Origin of the sequence: Chryseobacterium lactis, from assembly GCF_003815875.1 — a bacterium.
GTDB classification, from domain to species: Bacteria; Bacteroidota; Bacteroidia; order Flavobacteriales; family Weeksellaceae; genus Chryseobacterium; species Chryseobacterium lactis.
The window spans coordinates 5274614-5296944 of the sequence record NZ_CP033924.1 but is presented as its reverse complement, the minus strand read 5'-3'; the positions used below and the strand labels follow the sequence as shown (position 1 = coordinate 5296944).

At 35.7% G+C, this 22331-nt stretch carries 23 protein-coding genes and 1 riboswitch; of the genes, 12 read left to right on the top strand and 11 right to left on the bottom strand.

All coding sequences use genetic code 11. The features are described from left to right. The first annotated feature begins 25 nt into the window (after positions 1-25). From EG342_RS23615 to EG342_RS23580, 8 genes are all read left to right on the top strand, one after another. Positions 26-889 (top strand): DUF58 domain-containing protein, encoded by an 864-nt coding sequence (locus EG342_RS23615; RefSeq protein WP_103293108.1) that lies wholly within the window; start codon positions 26-28, stop codon positions 887-889. Between the two features lie 50 nt (positions 890-939). Then, the gene (locus EG342_RS23610; RefSeq protein ID WP_103293276.1) at positions 940-1836 is read left to right on the top strand and encodes a BatD family protein; all 897 of its coding nucleotides are present in this window, start codon (positions 940-942) and stop codon (positions 1834-1836) included. After that, complete coding sequence (locus EG342_RS23605; protein WP_103293107.1) at positions 1829-2821, top strand: VWA domain-containing protein; 993 nt, start codon at positions 1829-1831, stop codon at positions 2819-2821. Before EG342_RS23610 ends, EG342_RS23605 begins: the two co-directional genes overlap by 8 nt. Beyond that, a complete protein-coding gene (locus EG342_RS23600) occupies positions 2821-3828 on the top strand; it encodes a vWA domain-containing protein (protein ID WP_103293106.1) in 1008 nt (335 codons plus the stop codon). Before EG342_RS23605 ends, EG342_RS23600 begins: the two co-directional genes overlap by 1 nt. A gap of 100 nt (positions 3829-3928) precedes the next feature. Next, entirely contained in the window at positions 3929-4669 is a 741-nt protein-coding gene (locus EG342_RS23595; protein ID WP_103293105.1) for a tetratricopeptide repeat protein, read from the top strand. Then, positions 4669-6408 (top strand): BatD family protein, encoded by a 1740-nt coding sequence (locus EG342_RS23590; RefSeq protein WP_103293104.1) that lies wholly within the window; start codon positions 4669-4671, stop codon positions 6406-6408. Before EG342_RS23595 ends, EG342_RS23590 begins: the two co-directional genes overlap by 1 nt. Positions 6409-6452: 44 nt before the next feature. Beyond that, entirely contained in the window at positions 6453-7055 is a 603-nt protein-coding gene (locus EG342_RS23585; protein WP_103293103.1) for a MarC family protein, read from the top strand. 5 nt (positions 7056-7060) lie between these two features. After that, a complete protein-coding gene (locus EG342_RS23580) occupies positions 7061-7258 on the top strand; it encodes a hypothetical protein (protein ID WP_103293102.1) in 198 nt (65 codons plus the stop codon). A gap of 68 nt (positions 7259-7326) precedes the next feature. Here the strand turns inward: EG342_RS23580 and EG342_RS23575 are convergent, their stop codons facing one another. The 7 genes from EG342_RS23575 to EG342_RS23545 form a co-directional block, all read right to left on the bottom strand. Next, positions 7327-7848, bottom strand: coding sequence for a hypothetical protein (locus tag EG342_RS23575; RefSeq protein WP_103293101.1), 522 nt, complete (start codon positions 7846-7848; stop codon positions 7327-7329). A gap of 154 nt (positions 7849-8002) precedes the next feature. Beyond that, positions 8003-8974 (bottom strand): chorismate-binding protein, encoded by a 972-nt coding sequence (locus tag EG342_RS23570; protein WP_103293100.1) that lies wholly within the window; start codon positions 8972-8974, stop codon positions 8003-8005. Positions 8975-9126: 152 nt separating this feature from the next. Continuing rightward, the gene (locus tag EG342_RS23565) at positions 9127-9978 is read right to left on the bottom strand and encodes a hypothetical protein (RefSeq protein WP_103293099.1); all 852 of its coding nucleotides are present in this window, start codon (positions 9976-9978) and stop codon (positions 9127-9129) included. Between the two features lie 231 nt (positions 9979-10209). Beyond that, a complete protein-coding gene (locus tag EG342_RS23560; protein ID WP_103293098.1) occupies positions 10210-10641 on the bottom strand; it encodes a PaaI family thioesterase in 432 nt (143 codons plus the stop codon). A gap of 65 nt (positions 10642-10706) precedes the next feature. Beyond that, the gene (locus EG342_RS23555; protein ID WP_103293097.1) at positions 10707-11291 is read right to left on the bottom strand and encodes a 1-acyl-sn-glycerol-3-phosphate acyltransferase; all 585 of its coding nucleotides are present in this window, start codon (positions 11289-11291) and stop codon (positions 10707-10709) included. Between the two features lie 319 nt (positions 11292-11610). Next, positions 11611-13332 carry a PspC domain-containing protein gene (locus EG342_RS23550; protein ID WP_103293096.1) on the bottom strand — a complete coding sequence of 574 codons (1722 nt, stop codon included), beginning with the start codon at positions 13330-13332 and terminating at the stop codon, positions 11611-11613. Between the two features lie 10 nt (positions 13333-13342). Further along, on the bottom strand, positions 13343-13672 hold the full coding sequence (locus EG342_RS23545) for a PadR family transcriptional regulator (RefSeq protein ID WP_103293095.1): 330 nt from the start codon (positions 13670-13672) through the stop codon (positions 13343-13345). Positions 13673-14099: 427 nt separating this feature from the next. On the opposite strand from EG342_RS23545, the gene EG342_RS23540 reads away from it, so the two are divergent. Beyond that, positions 14100-14792 carry an XAC2610-related protein gene (locus tag EG342_RS23540; protein WP_103293094.1) on the top strand — a complete coding sequence of 231 codons (693 nt, stop codon included), beginning with the start codon at positions 14100-14102 and terminating at the stop codon, positions 14790-14792. Between the two features lie 4 nt (positions 14793-14796). Beyond that, positions 14797-15387 (top strand): HD domain-containing protein, encoded by a 591-nt coding sequence (locus EG342_RS23535; RefSeq protein WP_103293093.1) that lies wholly within the window; start codon positions 14797-14799, stop codon positions 15385-15387. 108 nt (positions 15388-15495) lie between these two features. Here the strand turns inward: EG342_RS23535 and EG342_RS23530 are convergent, their stop codons facing one another. The 4 genes from EG342_RS23530 to EG342_RS23515 form a co-directional block, all read right to left on the bottom strand. Beyond that, a complete protein-coding gene (locus EG342_RS23530; RefSeq protein ID WP_103248227.1) occupies positions 15496-15879 on the bottom strand; it encodes an acyl-CoA thioesterase in 384 nt (127 codons plus the stop codon). A gap of 114 nt (positions 15880-15993) precedes the next feature. After that, a riboswitch (cobalamin riboswitch) is annotated at positions 15994-16176 on the bottom strand. 34 nt (positions 16177-16210) lie between these two features. Next, positions 16211-17011 (bottom strand): hypothetical protein, encoded by an 801-nt coding sequence (locus tag EG342_RS23525; protein ID WP_103293092.1) that lies wholly within the window; start codon positions 17009-17011, stop codon positions 16211-16213. A gap of 44 nt (positions 17012-17055) precedes the next feature. Next, entirely contained in the window at positions 17056-18111 is a 1056-nt protein-coding gene (locus tag EG342_RS23520; RefSeq protein ID WP_103293091.1) for a serine hydrolase domain-containing protein, read from the bottom strand. 351 nt (positions 18112-18462) lie between these two features. Beyond that, positions 18463-20610 carry an endonuclease MutS2 gene (locus EG342_RS23515; protein ID WP_103293090.1) on the bottom strand — a complete coding sequence of 716 codons (2148 nt, stop codon included), beginning with the start codon at positions 20608-20610 and terminating at the stop codon, positions 18463-18465. A 122-nt stretch (positions 20611-20732) separates the two neighbouring features. Here EG342_RS23515 and EG342_RS23510 point away from each other — a divergent pair, with 122 nt between their 5' ends. Beyond that, entirely contained in the window at positions 20733-21260 is a 528-nt protein-coding gene (locus EG342_RS23510; protein ID WP_103293089.1) for a GNAT family N-acetyltransferase, read from the top strand. Between the two features lie 52 nt (positions 21261-21312). Then, positions 21313-22317 carry an acyltransferase family protein gene (locus tag EG342_RS23505; protein ID WP_103293088.1) on the top strand — a complete coding sequence of 335 codons (1005 nt, stop codon included), beginning with the start codon at positions 21313-21315 and terminating at the stop codon, positions 22315-22317. The last annotated feature ends 14 nt before the right edge of the window (positions 22318-22331 follow it).

Here is a 22331-nt window from a genome sequence, read left to right as displayed (position 1 = left end):
TAAACTTTAAATTTTAAACTTGTCTATGCAGATAAAAGATATTGTAAAAAAAGTAAAGCAGATAGAAATCCGTACAAGAAAAAAGACGGAGGCTGCTTTGATGGGACAATATCACAGTGCCTTTAAAGGGCAGGGGATGACTTTTTCCGAAGTTCGTCCCTACCAGTTTGGAGATGAAATCAGAAGAATCGACTGGAATAAAACCGCCCGTTTCCGGGAACCATTCGTGAAAGTAATGGAAGAGGAAAGAGAGTTGACCATGATGCTTTTGGTGGATATTTCTGCCTCAATGGATTATGGAACACAAGTTCAGCTGAAAAGAGAATATGTAGCGGAAATTGCTGCCAGTTTAGGATTTTCGGCTGCCGGCAATAATGATAAAGTAGGTTTGATCCTTTTTGCCGACAAAGTATACAAAGTAATTCCTCCCCAAAAAGGAAGAAAGCATATTCTTTCCATCATCAGTAATATTCTGACTGCAGATTATGTTCCGGCAGAATCTAAAATAGATAAGGCAATGGAATATATGATGGGAATTTTTAAAAGAAAATCGTTGGTTTTCCTATTATCAGACTTTGAAGATGAATATGATTCCAAAATGCTAAGAGTAGCCTCCAAAAAACATCAGCTGCTGGGGATGAGGATTTATGATGATAAAGACAATGAGATTCCCGACGTAGGATACACTCTTTTGTATGATGCGGAAACAGGAAAACAAATATGGGCAAATACTTCCAGTGCAAGATGGAGATATACCTTTGCAGAAGCGCAAAAACAAAAATTGAGAACCTTGGAAGAAGATTTTGCCAGTAGTTCAGCCAGTTTTATGAATATCAGTACCGGCTCGGATTATTCAAAATTATTGTATAACTATTTTCAGAAAAAATAACACGGAACTTTATCCGTAAAAATACCAGGCTGCTGCCTTTATTATTGACATTGAAAAAAATATTTTTAATACTATCTTTTCTAATCTGTGCAAATGCTTTTTCACAGATATTATCCTCCAATGTAGAAAAGAAAACGATTGCTTTAGGGGAAATCAATCATCTGATCATAAAAATTGACAATATTAATGATCAGCAGGTAATTTCTGCACCAAAAAATGAATTACTTCCGTTTCACTTTGAAGAAACGAAAGACAGTATCGGACAAGGAGCCAATTTATACGAAAGAAAAATAGAATTTGCCGTTTTTGAAGAAGGTAAGTTTACAATTCCCGAACTTGAATTTAAAGTAGGTGATAAAATTCTTAAAACCATTCCTTACGAAATAGATGTTATTAATACCGCTCAAAAAGCAGATCAGATTAATGATATCATGAAAAATAAAGAGGTCAAACTGGAGGCTAAGGATTATTGGGAGCTGTACAAGTTCTATATCCTGGCAGCATTAGCCCTTATTGCACTTATTATCGCGATTTTTATGATTGTAAAATGGGGCAGGAAAGCAAAAAGCTCACCTGTTGTGGCTACCAATCAGACTTTAAAAGAACTTGATTCTCTTAAAAAGAAAAAATATATTGAAGAAGGTAATTTCCGTTCCTTCTATGTAGAATTGATTGATATTTCAAGAAATTTTATTACAAAACAATATCGGCTTCCAGCAGATGTCCTGCTAACTGATGACCTTATTGATGTTATGAAAATGAATAATACCATTTCTCAGGACAATGAAAAAATCATAGAAGATGTATTTCTCAGAGGAGACTTGGTGAAGTTTGCAAAAACTTTTCCGGATCAGGTTACCATGGAAAAAGACTTTGCTGATATCAGAGAATTTGTGAAGCGGTCATCGAAAGATTTAGAATTTGAAAACTTGAGGAAGGATGTTTAATTTTGAGTTTTACAGTCCGTGGTTTTTATTGCTTTTTCTGCTTTTTATCCCACTTTTGATCAAAGATGTGGGACAAAAGAAAAGGAAAGGAATAAAGGTACCCACCATCAAAAACATGGACAACAGCGGTGGGATTCAGGGGGTGCTTTTTGTATTAAAAATATCAAAGTATATCATTCTTTCTGCTTTGATTATTGCCATGGCAAGACCCAGAACTTTCACAGTTTCACAAGATCGCGATGATACGAAAGGTGTTGATATCATGCTTTCGATTGATGTTTCTTTAAGTATGCTGGCAAAAGATCTGAATCCGGACCGTATTACCGCTTTAAAAGATATTGCAGTAAAGTTTGTTCAGAAACGTCCGAATGACAGAATAGGAGTTGTTGCCTACGCTGCAGAAGCCTTTACAAAAGTGCCTGTCACTTCAGACCATCAGGTAGTGATTGATGAGATTAAAAATCTGAATTCTGAAGGTCTTGAACCGGGAACTGCGATTGGAGAAGGACTTTCTGTTGCCGTAAACCATTTAATTAAAAGTAAGGCCAAAAGTAAGGTTGTGATTTTAATGACGGATGGAGTGAGCAATATACAAAATGCAATTCCGCCACAGATCGCTGCTGAACTGGCAAAAAATAACAATATCAAGGTATATGCAATCGGAATCGGAACTAATGGATACGCACTGATGCCTACGGCGCAGGATGTTTTCGGAGACCTTGTGTTCACAGAAACTGAGGTTACGATTGATGAGAATACATTAAGAGAAATTGCACAAACGACTGGTGGTAAATATTTCCGAGCTACTTCAAACAGCAGTTTGGGAGAAATATATGATGAAATTAACCAATTGGAGAAATCGGATGTGAAAGTCTCAAAATTATACAACTATGAAGAATATTTCAAAATTTTCCTTTGGATTGCTTTGGGGATGTTGGTTGTAGATGCAATGATGAGGTGGGTGTTTTATAAAATTTTAAGCTGATGAGTTGGTCTTTAGGAAATTATTGGTATTTACTTTTACTGTTGCTTTTGCCGCTGTTAGCATCCTTTTTGATCCGTTTTTTAAAATGGAGAAAGAAGAAAAGAGAAATTTTTGCAGCCAGCCAGTTTCACGATAATTTATTTGAAAAAAGTTCCGGATTTACAAGATTTTTCCCGGCGTTATATCTTCTGGGAACATTATTTCTGATATTTTCGATTATTGACCTGTTGAATGGTTCAGAAGAAGTGAAAAGCAATCAGAAATTGAATAACGTGATCTTTATGCTCGATGTATCCAATTCGATGAATGCTGAGGATATCGATCCAAGCCGTCTTACCGAAGCGAAGAATCTGATGTTGGGAACCATGCAGAAAATGAAGAATGATAAAGTTGGAATTGTCATTTTTGCAGGACAGGCAATGTCGATTATGCCTTTAACTACAGATTACAACTCTGCAGAGACTTATATCAGCGGTATTGAAACGAACTCCATGCAGATCCAGGGAACAGATTTTTTGAAAGGAATGCAGGCAGCTGTTGAAAAATTTAAAAACGTAAGCAAAGGATCCCGAAAAGTAATTCTATTGAGTGATGGTGAAGATAATGAAGGAAATGATAATGCTGCGATACGCCTTGCCAATAAAGAGGGAATCAGTGTAACTTCTGTAGGGATTGGCTCAGACGAAGGAGCTCCGGTTCCGGAATATGTTTTCGGCCAGTTAATGGGTTACAAAACCGATGTGAACGGAGGTACGGTAATCTCAAAAAGACAGACGGAAGCGTTAAAGAAAATGGCAGAATCTACCGGCGGAACTTATATCGATGGGAATAACGTCAATGAAGCTCCAGACAGGATTATTGATGCAGTAAACAAGAATTCTTCGGGTGCCGCAACACTCGTGAAATCACAGAATGCCAATCATTATTATCAGTATTTTCTGGCAGTTTCTATATTATTTTTCTTTATAATTTATATTTTTAATCCTAAGAAAGATTTTAATGTGTAAATTTCCTCATTGTTAATCGGTATTTTGAGTAAATACTTTAACCCAATTTTAACAAATAAAACTCTGTTTCTTAACATATAAAGGAATAATTTTGCAAGTGATGAATACTAAAATCATTTTTTTATCGTTTATTGCTATTTTCTCATTCTCAGGCGTTTTGTTTGGGCAGGAAAACTATAGAACTTTGGTTCATGAAGGCAATCAGAAATTTGACGGTAAAGATTATGATGGAGCATCTTCAAAATACATGGAAGCTGCAAAATCTAATGACAAAGATTTTACGGCTCATTACAATTTGGGAAATGCTTTATATAAAAGTAAAAAGTATGAAGATGCAAAGGCCGAGTTTGAAAAAGCACAACAGCTTTCCCAGACGCTTCCAGATAAGTCAGCAGCTCTTCATAATTTAGGAAATACCTATATGCAGATGAACCAGCCGGAAAAAGCGGCAGATTATTATAAAAAGGCTCTGAAGCAAAACCCATACAGCGAGGCAACCAGAAAAAATTATGAAATTGCCAAACTAAAAGAAAAAGAACAACAGCAGAAAAATCAGCAGAATAACTCAGGAAAAGGAGGTGGCGGTAGTGATCAGAACAAAGGTGATGATCAGAAAGGTGATAAAGACCAAAAGCAGGATCAGGGAAATGGCCAGCAGAACGAAGGTAAAAGCGATCAGGGAAATAACCCTCAGCAGAACCAGAATAATGAAGGCAGGATGCCAAAGAATCTTGAAAATGCTATCTTAGATAAAATAAACGAAAAAGAAAAAGAAACCGCCAGAAGAATTTTAAATAAGAATTCTTATTCGATGCCTGAAAGCAACGAGAAAGATTGGTGATGCAGCACAAATTGATTTACATATTGCTTACTTTGGCATCCGTAATTGCTTACGGACAGGTAAATCTTTCTATGGACGCAGATAAATCCGAATATGGAAATAAGGATGTCGTGAACCTTACCATTTTGTTGGAATTGAACGGAAGTGATCTTGAACAGCAGACCCGTTTTCAGCTTCCGGACCTTTCAAAATTTAATATCATAGGCAGCGGATCTGTCACCAATACAGTCATTGATCCGGCTACCAATACTTTAATTACCCAAAAGATCTCCAGAATTGCCCTTGAACCTAAGAAAAAAGGGAAAATCAAAATCGGTTCAGTACTGGTTACGGTGAATAACAAGATTTACAAAACGGAACCTTTTGATGTAACAATCAAGGAATTTGTTGAAAAGAAACCTCTGGCCGTTAATACTTCAGGCGAGGTATATCTGAACATGGAAATCGAAGATAGGGAAGTATATCAGGACCAGCCTACGATTGCTGTCCTGAAGGTCTATTCAAGGAATATGGATAACCTTAGGAAAGTTAAAAATATCCGTCTTCCGGAGCAGGATAATATCAACGTACATGCCATCAACTTCAATAAATCTGAGATCGACCCATCAGGAACAGGAAATATGGCTTCTCAGGTATTGGCCATGTTTTTGGTATTTCCAAATGAAGCAGGATATATAGAAGTACCGGCTGTTTCCGCTTCTTTAAGCTCTTACTCCAATAAAAATAAGATTCTTTCCAATAAGATAAAACTTAACGTTAAAAAGCTCCCCGAAGGTGCTCCCGACTGCTTCAAAAATGCAGTAGGAAACTTCAAAGTAAGTGTTTACAATGCATCTAAAGAAAAAGCAGAGGCTAAGAAACCTCTGAATGTTGTTGTAAAAGTTTCAGGAGAAGGAAATCTTCCGGATATGGAGCTTCCTAAAATAGCAGCTTCTCCGGATTATGAAATTTTTGCCCCGAAGATTACCACCAAGGTTTCTCCCGGATCTACCGGAATGAAAGGTGAAATCCTTGCTAATTATGTTGTAATACCGAATAAGTCAGGAGCGATCTCGATCAAAACGGAGCAATTTGCATTCTTTGATCCTGAGAATAAGGAATATATTGATCTTGGACAAAAGACATTAGCTGTAAACGCTTTTTCTCATGATCAGATTTTAGAGGCCCGTTCAACAGTAGAAAAGGTAAATGAGTATACCAATAATCTTCTTGAAACGGTAAATACTCCGGTTTTAAAAACAACATCTTTTAAAGTAAAAGAGAAAAGTAAGTTCCATTGGAATATTCTCTTAACTAATATCGCTATTCTTTTAGGGCTATTTATTGCGTATCTGTTATTTAAAACTTGGCAAAAAAAACGTACATTAGTTAGGGAAACTGCATCTCCAAAACCTTTAGGCTCAGTGGCTGAAACGGAAAAGGAGATCAGAGAATTGCTGAAAACAGATATTAATGACTATTTTGGATACCTTGAAAACCTTAAGGATAACGGAGAATATGAAAAGTTCTTTGATACACTGGAAGAATTGGATCAGGAAGTAAGAAATCAGTATTTTCAAAGTACTCCCGGGGAGTTTAAGACTTTCCTTGAAAAGCACAAAGGTTCTTCGATCGCAGAAGAATATAGCAGCCTGCAGCAGAAAATTCAAATGGAGAAATATTCTCCTGTGAAATCTAATGAGGCCCTTGAGGAACTTTTGAAAACAATTGTTAATTTATATTCACAAATTAGCAAATAATCAGTTTATTTTCATATTTTTGCGAAATTTTTAATTACAAAGAGATGGAAATTTTTGAGGGTTTCTCTATTAAAGAGATCGTTACCAGCTTTATGGTTCTTTTTGCCGTAATCGATATTATCGGTTCGGTTCCCGTTATAGTAAGTCTTCAGCAGAAGTTCGGACAGATTGAAGCTGGAAAAGCTGCGATCACTGCCGGGGCTATTATGATTATTTTCCTTTTCGTAGGAAACAAAATTCTTAAACTGATCGGGGTTGATGTCAATTCGTTTGCCATTGCCGGAGCTTTTGTGATTTTTGTCATAGCGCTGGAAATGATTTTAGGAATCGAAATCAACAAAACAACGGAAGCAAAAGCCGCATCCATCGTTCCCATCGCATTTCCATTGGTGGCAGGTGCCGGAACCTTAACCACAGCTTTATCCCTCAGAGCTGAATTTCATGATATTAATATTATTTGTGGAATTATTCTTAATACAATTTTCGTATATTTGGTGCTGAAATCAGCGAAATGGCTGGAAAGAAAAATTGGAGATGCTACCCTGATGATTCTTCAGAAAGTTTTCGGAATTATTCTTCTGGCGATTTCAATTAAATTATTCACCGCAAATTTTGCTCAGTTGGTGCAGAATTATATTAATTTTTAAGTATCATGCAGAAGTTTTATAAAGTATTTCTAGTAGTATTTATCGTTTTCATGGCCATTAATCTTTATGCGATCAACTGGCAAACTGATATTTTAGCAGATGAAGACAATCTAAGATTTGTGTTTTCAGCCGCAGCATCAGCTATCGGTATTATCCTTCTTTTTGTGATGGATACCTGGAGCAGAATCGGAGCAAAGAAATAATCAATTATTTCATTATACATATAAAACCTCTTTCGTTTGAAAGAGGTTTTTTGTTTTAAAAGGTTGTGCTATTTTAAATGATTTGTCTTATCAAATATTTCCAGGGCTTTTTGCAAATCCTGGCTTCTGGCATTCGCTACGGTATGCAATTCAAGTTTCTTCCGGGTTATCTGCAGAATACTATCACTGGCCTTATCTACCTTTTTAATATCATTTGTGAATGTTATTTTTTGCTGTTCGATAGATAAACGGTCCAGTATAAATAGATCCTTTAACGCTTTATAATAATTAATGGCAGCTGTTTTTACCGGTGCAGCATCTTTAATATTGTCAGTAGGTATTGCCGATAGATCTTTGATAACGGAATCAAAAAACTTTTCTTCTTTATTGATTGAAGAAAGAGCTTCGTCGAAATTACGTTTTATAAGATTTTGTGATTTTTCTGTTTCATATCCGGTAGTATCAACCAATGCCTTAAAAACAATCTGTTCTTTATCGGTGATCTCTTTTCTGAAATCGCGGGCTTTTTTTGATGTACAGGACACCAATCCGACAAGCAGTACTAAGCTGAAGATAAGATTTGATTTCATAATGATGTTTTTAGAAATGATGTTCTGTAAAAGTATTAAAAGTTTGGTAACTGTTTTTACTTTTAAAAATTAAAAATTTCCAATTTTATGATTACAAAATCTTGTTTTTAGTAAAAGTTTATCTGGAAAATAACTTTTTACCGGGAAGTGAAATTCAATTTGATATAACCAGATTTTTCAGGATAGCTTCTGACTTTAATTCTGTTTCTACCCATTCTTTTTCCGGATTACTCTGTGCGGTGATTCCACCTCCCACGAAAACATGTACACGATCCCTGTATAGTCTCGCACATCGAAGGTTTACGAAATAAAGGATGCTGTCTTCTGTTTCCACTTTTATATAGCCGGCATAGAATTCACGGGGAAATTTTTCATACTTCCGGATATTCTCATTACAGAAATCTTTTGGAATGCCACAAACCGCCGGAGTAGGGTGCAAATCCTGAATAAGGGGGTCAAGATCTTCTGGTCTGATATGAGTTTTAAAATCGGTGCGTAAGTGCTTGATGTTTCCCGAAATATGATCATAGGTTTCCGATTGCTGAATCTGGTTTGAATAATTTCGGAGAATCTCTTGAATATAGGTTGTCACAGGTTTTTGCTCTTCAATTTCTTTTTCTGACCATTCTTCTGATACAGGAAGAGTTCCTGCCAGAGCCATCGTTTCAAATTCGTGCGTGATTTTGTTGAATTTCCCTAGTACCTCAGAAAAAGCTCCCATCCATGCATTCTGACCATCATTGAAAATATATCTGAAGGCATTAGGATAAGACAGGCATAGATTTTTGAAACTTTCTTTAAAATCAATACTTGTAAAGTCGGTAAAGATCTTTCTTCTCGAATAGACCAATTTAGGAAGGTTATTTTCCTTGATGACTTCAATAACCTGTTGTAAACTCTTAGAATATTCTTCCTGAGTCTCTGAGGCGAAATGCGTTGTATCATTTGCCAGGGATTCACTAGTGATAGACAGATGATCCGGTTCAGCAGGATTAACTTCGATTATATTTCCATGAAAACTGACCTGGTGAATACCATCGTAGGAATAAAAATTAACGGGATTTTTATTATTTTTTTCATCTACAGAATGCAATCTTTCGTCGAAAGGAAGTTTGAAATAAATCATTGGGCTACATTTTGAAAATCATTGACCGAAAATAATATAAGAAATTTCCTGGTTGATTTTCCTTTCTGCAAAGGTATTACTAGTCTCAAAAATGTCAAAATAAAAGCCCCTGTTTTTTAACGGAATATTCTTCTTTTTGAGTAGATGCTGAATTATTTCTTCTTCGGTAATAGCAAGGTCATTGTTGTTCTTAATGCCCATTTCGGTGCATAGTCAGGACGTTCCACATAATAACCACCACCTAAATCGGCACTAAAGTGTGTGGAACCTATTTTTAGCATTTTTCGACCTGCCAAATAAATGGGAACTGTCCATTGGCTTCTCTTCCAGTTATAGGTAGATTCGCTGCTCAGAATGACAGCTGTCGATTGTCCGTAAACGAAGAAGGGTTGTAAAAAGGTTGCACTTGTATTCTCTCTTGTTCCCGGTCCCACTACAGACCAAACATGATTGGCCAAAAGACCTGCGGTAAGTTTTCCTTGCTGTGTAAGTCCTACTGCGGTAGGTCCCACTCCCAGTTTTCCTTGCCCTAAACTACGATCCGTAGCTGAAGGCCACAAAATAACAGGACCAGCTCCCCAAACGATCCCATGTGCTGCTTTTTTAGGGGAAAGGAAAAAACTATGAACAATATCTCCTAAGCCGAATTTGGTATCCGGTGTATATTTTGAGGTGGAAATTACGGGAACAATAACACGCATGATTAAATTCCAGTCTTTGGATATGGAAAAAGGAATTACCGGTTGGAAATTAGTAGCGGTTGAAAAACCTTTATTATCGATTCCTCCTTTCCATCTTGCATTAAACTGCATCGGTACGCTTATTAAGCTTGAAATAGGGTTGGCTAGCTGCTTGGCAAGGTTGGTTGCTTTTTCCTCCGGAGGGTTCTGAGTAACTTTTGTTGTGTCATAGGCAGTTGTCTGTGCATGACTATTGGTACATAAAATAAATGCTATAAGAAAATAAATGAATGTCTCTTTACGGTAAGTTTGAATTTTTTTCATTGTTTTAACTATTTCTGGATTTAAAATCACCTCTTTTTTCTTTTACAATGATAGTGTGCTTTATAAAGGTTTTTATTATCCGAAAATATTCTTTTGTTGTCTGATATTCTCTAGTTAGTGAATTTCGTGTCGGCTTAGAAAAATAATGATTTTGAAGAATACCGGACATCAGAACGAAAAAAGAGCTGCTTCAACATTGAAGCAGCTCTTTCATATTCCTGGTAAACTTAATTATCTAAGAATAATATTATTGGTCATCGTTGTATGATTGATGAGTGTTCCTTTTTCGTCACGGATTTCAATTTCGGAAACGTGCATGGTCTTTCCTTTTCTGATAAAACGAGCTGTTGCCGTTACGATCCCGTCTTTTTTACTTTTCAGGTGATTGGAGTTGATGTTTGTTCCGACTCCGTAATACTTATTTCCATCGATAAAAATATTAGACAGGCTCGAACCTAGTGTCTCAGCGAGTACACAACTGGCTCCTCCGTGCAGAATTCCGAAAGGCTGATGAACCTTTGGCTGTACCGGCATGGTAGCAGTAAGGGTTTCGTTTTCTACGTCTATATCAATGAATTGTATTTCAAGTGTTTTTGCTAATGTTACACCTTCTCCCCAGTTGTTTAAAAAGATAAGGAGTTCTTCTTTGGTCTGATCTTTCATTTTATTAATTGATAAATGATGATTGATAAATAGTAAGCAGGCAGGTAGTTGTGCTGAATTCTGAATTATTCTCCGGCACCCATGATATCAGGATTCCAGTTGGCGGGAACTTTAGGAACAATATCATTTTTTACATAATAATCCTGTATTTCCTGCATAATTTCAGAAAATGGAACTGAAGCTATTCTTTCATAAGGAATGGTATACCCCAAGTAAACCGTATTTCTTTTGAAATCACCGGCCGCCAGTACAATGGGTACTTTTGCCGCCAGAGCCATATGGTAAAATCCTTTTCTCCATTTTGGAACCCAGCTTCTTGTCCCTTCAGGAGTGATAACAAGGCTGAAATCTTCTTTGGCAAATTGTCTCGCTACGAAATTAACGAGATCATTTTTCTGAGTCCTGTCGATTCCGATACCTCCAAGACCTTTTACAACACCTCCATACCAGGCTTTGGTATGTGCATCTTTAATAATGATCTTTAATGGTTTTCTTAATGACCAATAGGCAAAATTTCCTAAAATGTATTCCATATTGTGGGTGTGTGGTGCCACCACAAGGATACACCTGTTGAGATTGTTCACATCGCCCTGTAGAACGACTTTCCATCCCATTAATTTTAACATCAGTTTGCCTATCAGCTTTTTCATAGATTCTTGGATTAAAAACAAAAAAGTATAACCAAATATTGGTTATACTTTACAAATATATTGAAAATATTATCGCTCTTAAAATAAACCGTTAATTAAATCTACGATTTTCATTACGAATTCTAGTGCAAATTGTATCATAACAATAGTGTTTTTTGGTTGATTTGGTTATTAAATTTTTAACAGTACGAAATTAAAACTTTTTTTTTACATACCGAACTAAATACTATGATTTTTTTTCACTTTTATGAGAGAAGAAGAGTGTGAATTTCAAACGGTTGGCTATCCATTCACACCTTCCACCACTCTCTGAAGTTAATTATTTAGTTTGTATGGAAATTTCGTTTTTTCCGTCTTTGATTTTAATGTCTACATCTTTATTGATTTTTTTGATGTCAGATGCTACAGAATCAATTACTTTCTTTGCCTGATTATTAGGAACTTTTTTACCATTAATAATAATACTGTCCTTATCGTCAGAATTGTATTCAATGCTTGAACCGTTTACTGTAATCTTATTTTTTTCGATTCTGATTCCGTTGTGGTTTTCGTCTCTGTCCTGATCATTATCATTGATGCCATCACCGTCTAAATCACCATCGAAGTTGATACCGCTTTTTTTCATAGAGATTACCACTGTTTTTTGAGGAACTACAAGTTCGTAATCAACTCTGTAATCTCTGAATCTGTGATCATAAGGATATTTAATAAAGTTAGGAAGCATTACTTTGTTGTTGACAACTTCTACAGGAACGGTCACCTGAACCGGATAGTTATAGCCGTTTCCTTCTTTTTTAATGATCAGGTAAGGCGTTTTGATATCTGATTTTCTCGTTACATCTACCGAAATATAATCTTCTTCGTAAACGGATTTTTTATCAGAATAAATGTCATCGTTATACGCTTTGAAATTCTGAGGGATATTAATTTGTTTTACATCTACATACACCGTGTCAGATGTAGTATTGATAGCAACATTTTCTATATCTTCCTTACTTCCTCTGTAGATCAGGTTTTTCTTCGCCATGCTGATTCCGAAATAAGTTCCCAACCCGATAAGCAGAAGAAATAAACCACCGATTACCCATCCGATATTTCTCAATTTGGTTTTTGGTGAGAATATTTTGATGCTTAGTAAGCTGAAGATAATGGCAGGAATTAAGCTTCCGATCACCATCATAGCAGCTAATACTTTATCAAGCCCCTGATCATCCATATAGAATCTGATTTCATTCGCTCCCGGGAAGTCAGTATCCATTCCGAAAAGACCAAAAACCACAAATACTCCAATGATGCTTCCAACAGCCATTAGTACGAGGATTCCACCTACAATATACTTGAATACATTCCATACACCGCTGCTTGCGTTATTGATATAAGGTTTGTTTTCGTTGTATATTTCTCCGACTCTCTGTGTAGATTCGTTAGCAAACTGAACCAGTTTGTTCGATTCATTTTTAAGATTGTCGAAGTTCATAGGCTTTCCCTGCATTTTCAGGAAATCTGCTGCTGTTTCAGCCTTAGGAAGTACAATCCAAAGAACAACATACAGAAGTCCGATCAATGAAGAAGAGATGGCTGCGGTGAAGATTCCAAGAATGAAAATTCCTAACCAGATGGCTCTCATTGCAGTAATATCCATTCCTACATATTGAGCTAATCCTGCGCAAACCCCTGCAATTTTTTGTTTTTCAGGGTCACGGAATAATTGTTTTTTATCTGTGTAACCTGTGCCTGGGTTGCTTTTTTTGTTTGTCGTTTTTTCAGAAAAATAAGCTTCTTCCTGTTCTTCAATTTTTTCAGGGCTTCCGATTTGTGCGATTACTTTTTCTACATCAGTATCGTTAATCACTTCACGTTTTCCCAGAGAATCATTGAAAATCTCCACCATTCTTATTTCTATGTCATGCATTACCTCATCTGCTTCCGAAGCATCCAGTGAGCTTCTCAGAGCATTCAGGTAATCGCTGAGCTTTATATATGCGTGTTCTTCTATTGTAAAAGAAAAACCTGCGAGTCCTATTGAGAGTGTCTTGTTCATAGCTTTGTTTTTAATTTTGTTGGGTGATTTGGTTTACTGAAGCAGTCAGCTCATTCCACGTATTTAAAAGTTCATTCAGGAAAAGCTTTCCTTTCTCTGTGATCTGATAATATTTTCTGGGTGGTCCTCCGGTAGATTCTTCCCATCTGTAGGAGAGAAATTCTCCGTTTTTAAGTCTAGTGAGAAGAGGGTAGAGGGTACCTTCCACAACATCCAGTTTTCCTTTTTTTAGTTCATCTATAAGGTCGGAAACATACATTTCACGATGATTGATGAGACTTAAAATACAGAATTCCAGAATTCCTTTTCGCATTTGCGCTTTGGTATTTTCAGTATTCATCTTTGATAAGTTTTGTTAATTAGTTATATTTTTAGAATAATACTCCTAGCTAGTTGAGCGTATTCTAATTTTACATTACAAAGATATGTAAATAAAATGGTATTATGCAATACAAAGTAGTGAAATTTTTAAAATAAATTATTTAATTATCTGTTAATCAGTGTAATAAATTTTGTACTGGTTTTTTTAAAAATAAAGAATTCTTTAAAAGAGATAGATTTTTGACTTAAAATGTAAAGGCAAATGCATCAAATGTCCAATTTTAAATTTGTATTGTAGCAGCAGATTCATTTCTTTCCTTTTGAAAAAACAGCTTTTATATCATGCTGAGAGATCCTATTCATCAATTATATTTTGAAATCGATAGTATGATTTGTATTTTTGTTATGAAATTTTTTTAACACATCAATCCATTTTTACTATTACTATGAAAAGATTTAATGTATATAAGAGTTTATCGACTCTTGTTTTATTGGGACCTTTATGTTTCGGACAATACAAATTTGAGGTGAAAAATGCCTCTAAAAACTATACTGTCATCATCAATGTAGAAAATTGCTACGATGGGAGGTGTCATGATAAAGGAACAGTAGAATTATTTGACAATAAAAACACCAAGGTTCAGACTTTTACTTCTGAAGAACTGGTTATAGAATTAAATGAAAATCAAAAACCTACATCCGGAAAGCTAATACAATTGACAGAGCAGCAAAGTCCTGTTATCATTGATGACTTTAATTTCGATGGAACGGAAGATATTGCGATAAGAAACGGAAATAACGGAAATTATCAAAGCGATTCCTACGATGTCTATGTATTCAATAGTACAAGAATGGCTTTTGTGAAAAGTAAAGAACTGACAGATCTTGCTTCTAATGCGCTGGGACTATTTAATGTAGATTATAAGAGAAAGCGTCTTATTTCTACAGGAAAATCCGGTTGTTGCAGAATTTTTACCACAGAATATGAAGTGGTTCCGAATAAAGGATTAGAGTCAGTATTAGAGAAAGAGGAAGATATGACGGAAGAAAGTCGTGTAAAGGTGATTACCAAAGAGAAAATAAATAATAAATGGGTGACTAAAACTAAAGTTTATCCTGCAGATAAATATAATAGATAATACAATGAAGATACAGAAAGAGATCGATTTTATTCTGGCCGTAGATGCTTTGAAGAACGTGCAGAGAAGAAATTATAATGCAGATGATTCCAGAAGAGAAAACACTGCAGAACACTCGTGGCAGATTATTATCCTGGCTCAGATTCTTTTTCCATATGCGAAAAACCGTGCGGATATTGATTTACTGAGAGTAATAAGAATGCTTTCAATACATGATCTGGTGGAAATTGAAGCCGGTGATACTTTCTTATTTGATGAGAAAGCCATGGTTGGAAAATTCGAGCGAGAAAAGATTTCTGCTCAAAAGATTTTCGGGATTCTGGATGAGCCACTGCGTACGGAATTCTTTAATTTATGGCTTGAGTTTGAAGAAGAAAAAACACCGGATGCTATTTTTGCATGTTCTATCGACAGAATTATGCCTTTCATCCTGAATTCTCACACTTCAGGAAAAAGCTGGACAGAAGCCGGAGTGACCGAAAAACAAATCAGAAATATGCTTGAAAATGCCATCAGCAGAGCATCAGATGAAATGGGTGAGGCTTTTGAATTGCTATTGAGCAGAAGTTTGGAAACAGAGAAAGTACAGAAGTAATTTAGAATTTAAATAATATATAGAGCCGACTATTTAGTCGGCTTCTTTCGTGTGAGAACTGTATTGAGTAAATAGTTTCGGGCGGCCAAAGGCCGCCCGAAACTTTTATTATAGAATTTGGATTGGCTTTTTAAATTCGTCAATCGCTACAAAAGTGAAATCCCCGACAATGGCTTTTTCTCTTTCATAAGAGTACATCTGTTCGGTGAAGATCTCAACGTTTACTTTCATACTGGTCTTTCCAACGTAAGAAACTTTTCCGATCAACTCAACAATCGTTCCTGCAGGTATAGGTTTTTTAAAATCGATTTTATCACTGCTTACCGTTACCACTCTTTTTCTTGCAAAGCGGGTAGCGGTGATGAAGGCTACTTCATCCATCAGCTGCATTGCTGTACCTCCGAAAAGAGTATCATAATGATTGGTTGTGTTCGGGAAAACTGCTTTAAAGATTCTTGTTTCGGATGCTTCAATTCTTTCTTCTGTAGTCATATTTCATTATTAATTAAAGCGAAATGAAATCTATTAAAACAACAGAATAATGACAGGAACCTTAGAAATCCCTGAAACATCCATCAGATCAATATAACTTCAGATCGCGAAAGTTGCTTGTTTAAGAAAAAGGCAGGTCTCCTGACTTGTAACATCTTTTATCTCCTTCCCATGCCTCGCACAGTGGATCTTTTTATAAAAGACTTCAGTTACTTTACAGTTGCGCGACAGTCCGTGATTTTCACACGATTCCCTTTTAATCTGCGGTTAAGCAGAACCAGTTTCTGTGATGAATAAGTGGTAAAACTTTTCGGGTGCAAAAATAATGAAATTATTCCGGATTATGATAAATAATCTGACTGATCACTCTTCCTTTTTTGATCGTCCAAAGAGTCGTATATCTGTATTCTCCCGAACCATTGGTCATATAAAGAAAGATATTGTCGTTGTCCAGAGCAGTTACCGCTACATTATTGAAATCCATCGTAGGCTGGAACATATTTTTGATAGCTTCTCTTACAAAAACGGAACCTCGTCCGGGTTGCTGAACTCTGATTGATTTAATTTCAGTCATTCCTTCCGGAAGATCATTGCCGATTCCCCAGGGCTTTATTTTATCAATAGTAAGGATTTTACCTTCAGCATCTTTTTCCTTTTTACGGTACCCGGCGTTGGAAGGGTACACATCGATAACGACTTTACTTCTTTGGGCCGTAGGGACTTTAGGATCAGAATTATCTGTGAATATCATTGATTTCCCGTTTTTAGATTTCGAAGGCGTGTATGCCGGAAGCTGATCGATATAGGCAATACGCTCTTTATTAACCATTCCTTCCTTATCAAGGGTTTCATACCTTACGAAGGGTTTATCCTCATCCTGTTTTTCAGGATATTTAATCCAGATCCACTCCGTTTCTCCGGGAGCGGGTTTTACGTAAACAAATACATCCCCTTTACGCATGCGGATTTTATCTACAATTTTTCTGTAGTTATCCTTATGAACGCGTACATTGGCGTATCCTTCTTCAGCTTTTACAACACCGAAAGGAACTTTATTCTGACCTTTAACGAATGCCAAAGAAAAAATGCTGAAAGCGGATAAATAGAATGCTTTGTTTACAGAAATCATCATTACAAATTTTTGATTTCCCAAATATATAAATTAAATGGACGAATTTAAAGAATAGTCTTTCCAATTTTTGCGGCGTAATCACCCAGGTTGGTCTCGTTGGTATTTGATAGAATAATGATACTTAAATCATTGTTCAAATAATGAAACCATACGCAATTTGCACCTTCTATTTTTCCATACCGTTCCATTCTTTTGTACTTTTTAACGTCTCGAATCCAGACACTGTATCCATAATCATCCAGACCTGGATTCAGAAGCTTGTCTAAAGTTTCTTTTTTGATGAGTTGATAATCAAAAAGAGCATTGTTAAATTTGATAAGATCAGATGTACAGGAATACATAGCACCCGCAGCAGAAAAGTCTCCTACATACATGGGAATATTTGGAATTAAATGATCAAGATTTTTATCCTTGTAATAAGGGGTTGCCAAATTCTCTATCAATTTATAATGAGAAATAAGCCCCGAATTGTACATTTTTAAAGGGATAAGGATTTTTTGACTTAGTATTTCTTCATAGGTCATTTGATACATAACTTCCAAAATTCGGCCTAGGATCATATATTCTCCATTATTATAATCAAATTTTGTTCCCGGTTTATTCACCAACGGATTGGAACAAAATTGAGTTACAATCTCTTTTAATTGATACGGTCTATTATAGAATCCTAATCCGTATTTTAAAAAATTTTCATCTCTTGCTGTGTCTGTATTTTTCATTCCGGAGGTATGATTTAATAACTGGTGAATAGATACCTTAGATCCAGCTTCCCCTTTGTAATCGGGTAAATAGTCAAGTATTTTTTTATTTAAATCAATTTTTCCTTGATCTACAAGCTGAAGAATTAGAACAGCAGTAAAGGTTTTGGTTATAGAACAAACCTGGTATTTGGTATCGTTTGTGGTCGGCGAATTGAAAGACCGCTCAGCGACACCAAAACTTTTATGATAAATTATTTTTGAATCTTTTTGAATTAAAACCGTTCCATTAAATTGATTCTCAAGGGCATATTTTTCAACAAATTGTCCTACTTTTTGGGCTTGCCCGAAAGCAGAATGACAAAATAGTGAGAGAAGTACAATAATTAATATTTTAGGCATTTTAATGAGTTTATTGAGTAGGATTTTTCACCGATGATCATTTTGCATTCTAAGAAAAATGATTGCTTTTGAGTGATTCATTAATCTATTTCTTATGATGACTAATGTACTAATTTATTGATCGTCTGCAAATTATTATTTCTAGGGTTAATAAATTAGTAATATAGTTTTCTTTTGATAAATAAGACCTAAGATTGATTAATCCGGGCTATAAAATGGCAAAAAGATGCTGTCCGGTGGAACTTCGCAACATGATAAACAATAATCCTTATAAAAGTTTTAAATATAAAAAGGTCGGAATTTCTTCCGACCCCAGCTGGTTTAACAGCTTTTTTTATTTTTTAAACTGAGTTAAATTCGTTCTAACTCATCTGCATTAATCGTAGTCTTGAATGTTCCGTAGTTGACAATCACTTTGTTTCGGGAGATTTTCTCAATCGTTCCTACGCTGGTACTTCCCGTAATACGGACACGTTGTCCTATCTTCATCCATACCGCACGGTCGCTTTTGCGTTTTTCCTCTAACTTTTCATTGGTTTCTGCAATTTTTTCAATCACTTCTTCCTTTTTAAGTTGTTGCGTAATCTTCCTTTTAACAACCTGCAGACGTTTGGATTCATCCTGATCACTTCCCAGTTTTCTGAATTTTTCCTGTTCAAGAAGCTTTACAAAATCTTTTACAACATCCTTCCTTGATTTTCCTTTGGTATAGCTGTCGATGAAGGTTTCAATTTTGTTTCCGAACTGAAGTTTGCGGTGTTCTTCTTCATATAATTTCTGGAAATTGAATAACTTCTGCTGAAGCTGATCATTCAGTTTCTGAAGGTTATCACGTTTATCTTCTACGGATTCTTTTCTTTCTGCAAGGTCAGATTTCAGTTTTTCAACCTCATATTTTTCCTGCTGAAGCTTTACAATCGTTTTATCAAGATTCACAATATCATGCTCCACTTTTTTCTTTGCCGAATGAATGATAAATCTTGGGATTTTATTCTTTTCCGCTACTTCAAAGGTAAATGAGCTTCCTGCCTGACCAACTTCCAGTTTATACATGGGTTCCAGCGTTTCTTCGTTGAAAAGCATTGCTGCATTCTCTGCATTCGGAAGTTGCTCTATAACCAGTTTAATATTGGTATAGTGAGTCGTAATGATTGCAAAACTCTTTTTGTCATAGAAGTATTCCATAAAGCTTTCTGCCAGAGCACCTCCAAGCTCAGGATCAGAACCGGTTCCGAACTCATCAATCAGTAAAAGCGTGTCTGAATCGGCCTCACGGATAATTCCTGACATTTTCTTCAATCGGGATGAATAGGTCGATAGATGATTCTCAATGGATTGGTTGTCACCGATATCCGTCATCATTTTTTCAAAGAAAAACATTTCAGACTTAGGATGTACAGGAACCAGAATACCACTTTGGATCATCAGTTGCAACAATCCTACGGTTTTCAGTGTGATGGATTTCCCGCCGGCATTAGGACCGGAAATACAGATAATTCTGTTATGTTCCGTCAAGGCTAAGGTTTGAGGATAAATCGTTTTATTTTCTGTTTTATTTCTCAACCACAGCAAAGGATGATAGGCGTCTTTTAATCTTAATGTTTTATGACGGTTGATCTTGGGAAGAATTCCCTTGATCAGCTCCGAAAATTTCGCTTTCGCCCTTGTCAGGTCAAGATCAAAAATATATACCTGATATCGCCACAGCTGAGGTTGAAACTCCGCCAGTTCTGTAGTCAGTTTCCTGAGAACTCTGTCGATCTCTTTTTTCTCTTCCTCTTCATTATCACGAAGGTTAAAGTAATGTTTTACAACACTGTCCGGCTGAATGTAGGTAATTGATCCGGTTTTGGAAATTCCTAATGTTCTTCCGGATACTCTTTTCTTAAATCCTGATTTTACCGCCAATACCCTCTGGTCGTCGATAATTGTTTCCCGTATATCATCCAAAAGGTCACTCTGTCCGTAGGTGGTAAGTGCACGATTGAAATTTTCCTGAATGGCTTTCTTAGCAAGCTGGATTTCTGCTCTTATCCCTTTTAATGCAGGGGAAGCTTCATTTTTTACCTCACCAAAACGGTTGAAAACTTTATCAACTTTATCAATGATCTCTTTTCTGAATTCCAATACAGAAACCTCTTCCAGTAAAGTAGGGAAGGTTTCAGGCATGGTAGGGAAAAACTTTTGCAGTCTTCCGATTTGTTCCGTGATGGTTTTTATTTTGATGAAAGCATTGTTTTCCAGTCGGTAGTTCTCAATCAGCATTAATTTCAGCTCACTTTCAATATCTTCATATTCATCAAACGGAATCGCATTTGAACTTTCAAAACTCGACAGATATTCTGACGTTTTTTTCAAAGAAAGTTCCGCCTCGTCAATTTCCATGGGACGAAGTTGAAGAATTTTTTCTCTTGTTTTCGGAGAATACGCAAATGGGGAGATTTCCGCGAGCAATTGCGGAAACTCTAATTCGTCTAAATCTTCTTTATTTATATACACAGTACAAATTTAGTGAGAAAATGTGAATATTAGGGCGGTGGCATTTGAAAATGAGTTAATTTGAAAGTTTGAGAATGAGTTGACATTCCTTTTGAATCAATCCTGTTTAGTAAATTTGAGCTATGGAAATAAAAACCGAACGATTTGTCCTTAAAGAGATAGATGAGAGTTATGTTGAAGATATTTTACGCATCCGAAGCAATGAGGTAATCAATCAATATGTGAAAAGAAAATCCCCAAAAACCAATTATGATGCATTAGAATTTATTTTAACTATTAAAAAAAAGACCCAGAATCGGGAAATTTTATTCTTTGGGATTTCTTATCAAAATCAGCGAAACCTTATCGGAACCATTTGCCTGTGGAAGTTTTCAGAAGATAGAAAAACCGCTGAAGTAGGGTATGAGCTGTTACCTGATTATCATCAAAGAGGAATCATGGGTGAAGCGCTGAAATCTGTTTTAGATTATGGATTCAATACACTCAAACTTCAGGAAGTGAGAGCTTATACTCATAAAAATAATAATGCTTCTCAGCAACTTCTTTTAAAACAGGGCTTTGTAGTGAAAGAAGGTGCGATTGATGAAGGAAACCTGGATAATATAATCTTTACATTAAATAAATTAAAGAATGATAATATAGAGAGATGAATGTTTTTTTTATCTTCGCCGTTGAAAATTACATAACCACTTTATATTACACATGAAAAATGAAATCAAATCATTAACAGGCCTTAGAGGAGTTGTAGCATTATGGGTAACCTTTTTTCATTTTTTTTCATTTAAAAATAATCTCATCGAAAGCATTATAGGAAAAGGCTATGTGGCAGTTGATATTTTTTTTGTACTAAGTGCCTTTCTTCTGACGGTTTCTTATTCTGAAAAATTTAAAGTTCTGAATTTTAAAGGAGTGCAAACCTTCTATAAAAAGAGGGTTAACAGGATTTATCCCGTCTACATCATCTCAGTTATTGTGATTGCTTTGTTTTTTGTGGAGGTTTCCAAAACAAAATTTTTGATTAATGCAGCACTGATCCAGTGTTTTTTCAATCCAAATTATTTATTGAATATTGTGTACTGGTCACTCAGTACAGAATGGATTTGCTATCTGATTTTTCCCTTTTTACTCTGCTTTGTCGTGCGATATAAAATACGTGGTGAAATATTGATTATAGCAAGCCTTGCCTTGAGATTTATACTTCCCTATCTTCCGGATACGCTGCATATTGGATCGGATGTTCCCATGCAGATAGGGAAATCTTCAAAATATCTCGACATTCCTTATGGACTGAATTCGTTGGTAAGAACGATATCATCATACCTTTTAGGAATGGGTGTTGTGACGGTATCCGCGATTAAAATAAAGAAAGATGGGTATTTTATTTATATCGCCATTATCTTGTCTGTTTTACTACTCTACACCACCAGAGGATTATTTTTTATCCCGTTATTATCAGCTTTTATTATTAAAATTTTATACGAGGGAGGGCAAAGTTTTGTAAAAACGTTCTTGGAAAGTAAAGCAATATATATGCTGGGAAATATTTCATATTCTCTGTATATTATTCATTATATTGTTAGAAAGCAATATGTTGTTCTGGTAGATATTATGTTTCTTAACAACCTTTTACTGATTTCTTTTTCGTTGATCCTCTCTTATTTTTCTTATATTTTGATTGAAAGAAAAGTGAAGATATTTAAAGTATAGGCCATGTCCTTATT

Bases quoted from the DNA above. Each gene is read 5' to 3' on its own strand.
- EG342_RS23535 (WP_103293093.1), top strand. From the start codon at position 14,797: ATGAAGATACAGAAAGAGATCGATTTTATTCTGGCCGTAGATGCTTTG.
- EG342_RS23600 (WP_103293106.1), top strand. From the start codon at position 2,821: ATGAGTTGGTCTTTAGGAAATTATTGGTATTTACTTTTACTGTTGCTT.
- EG342_RS23585 (WP_103293103.1), top strand. From the start codon at position 6,453: ATGGAAATTTTTGAGGGTTTCTCTATTAAAGAGATCGTTACCAGCTTT.
- EG342_RS23595 (WP_103293105.1), top strand. From the start codon at position 3,929: ATGAATACTAAAATCATTTTTTTATCGTTTATTGCTATTTTCTCATTC.
- EG342_RS23510 (WP_103293089.1), top strand. From the start codon at position 20,733: ATGGAAATAAAAACCGAACGATTTGTCCTTAAAGAGATAGATGAGAGT.
- EG342_RS23580 (WP_103293102.1), top strand. From the start codon at position 7,061: ATGCAGAAGTTTTATAAAGTATTTCTAGTAGTATTTATCGTTTTCATG.
- EG342_RS23605 (WP_103293107.1), top strand. From the start codon at position 1,829: ATGTTTAATTTTGAGTTTTACAGTCCGTGGTTTTTATTGCTTTTTCTG.
- EG342_RS23520 (WP_103293091.1), bottom strand. From the start codon at position 18,111: ATGCCTAAAATATTAATTATTGTACTTCTCTCACTATTTTGTCATTCT.
- EG342_RS23505 (WP_103293088.1), top strand. From the start codon at position 21,313: ATGAAAAATGAAATCAAATCATTAACAGGCCTTAGAGGAGTTGTAGCA.
- EG342_RS23615 (WP_103293108.1), top strand. From the start codon at position 26: ATGCAGATAAAAGATATTGTAAAAAAAGTAAAGCAGATAGAAATCCGT.
- EG342_RS23575 (WP_103293101.1), bottom strand. From the start codon at position 7,848: ATGAAATCAAATCTTATCTTCAGCTTAGTACTGCTTGTCGGATTGGTG.
- EG342_RS23570 (WP_103293100.1), bottom strand. From the start codon at position 8,974: ATGATTTATTTCAAACTTCCTTTCGACGAAAGATTGCATTCTGTAGAT.
- EG342_RS23525 (WP_103293092.1), bottom strand. From the start codon at position 17,011: ATGATGATTTCTGTAAACAAAGCATTCTATTTATCCGCTTTCAGCATT.
- EG342_RS23540 (WP_103293094.1), top strand. From the start codon at position 14,100: ATGAAAAGATTTAATGTATATAAGAGTTTATCGACTCTTGTTTTATTG.
- EG342_RS23550 (WP_103293096.1), bottom strand. From the start codon at position 13,332: ATGAACAAGACACTCTCAATAGGACTCGCAGGTTTTTCTTTTACAATA.
- EG342_RS23565 (WP_103293099.1), bottom strand. From the start codon at position 9,978: ATGAAAAAAATTCAAACTTACCGTAAAGAGACATTCATTTATTTTCTT.
- EG342_RS23545 (WP_103293095.1), bottom strand. From the start codon at position 13,672: ATGAATACTGAAAATACCAAAGCGCAAATGCGAAAAGGAATTCTGGAA.
- EG342_RS23530 (WP_103248227.1), bottom strand. From the start codon at position 15,879: ATGACTACAGAAGAAAGAATTGAAGCATCCGAAACAAGAATCTTTAAA.
- EG342_RS23590 (WP_103293104.1), top strand. From the start codon at position 4,669: ATGCAGCACAAATTGATTTACATATTGCTTACTTTGGCATCCGTAATT.
- EG342_RS23560 (WP_103293098.1), bottom strand. From the start codon at position 10,641: ATGAAAGATCAGACCAAAGAAGAACTCCTTATCTTTTTAAACAACTGG.
- EG342_RS23555 (WP_103293097.1), bottom strand. From the start codon at position 11,291: ATGAAAAAGCTGATAGGCAAACTGATGTTAAAATTAATGGGATGGAAA.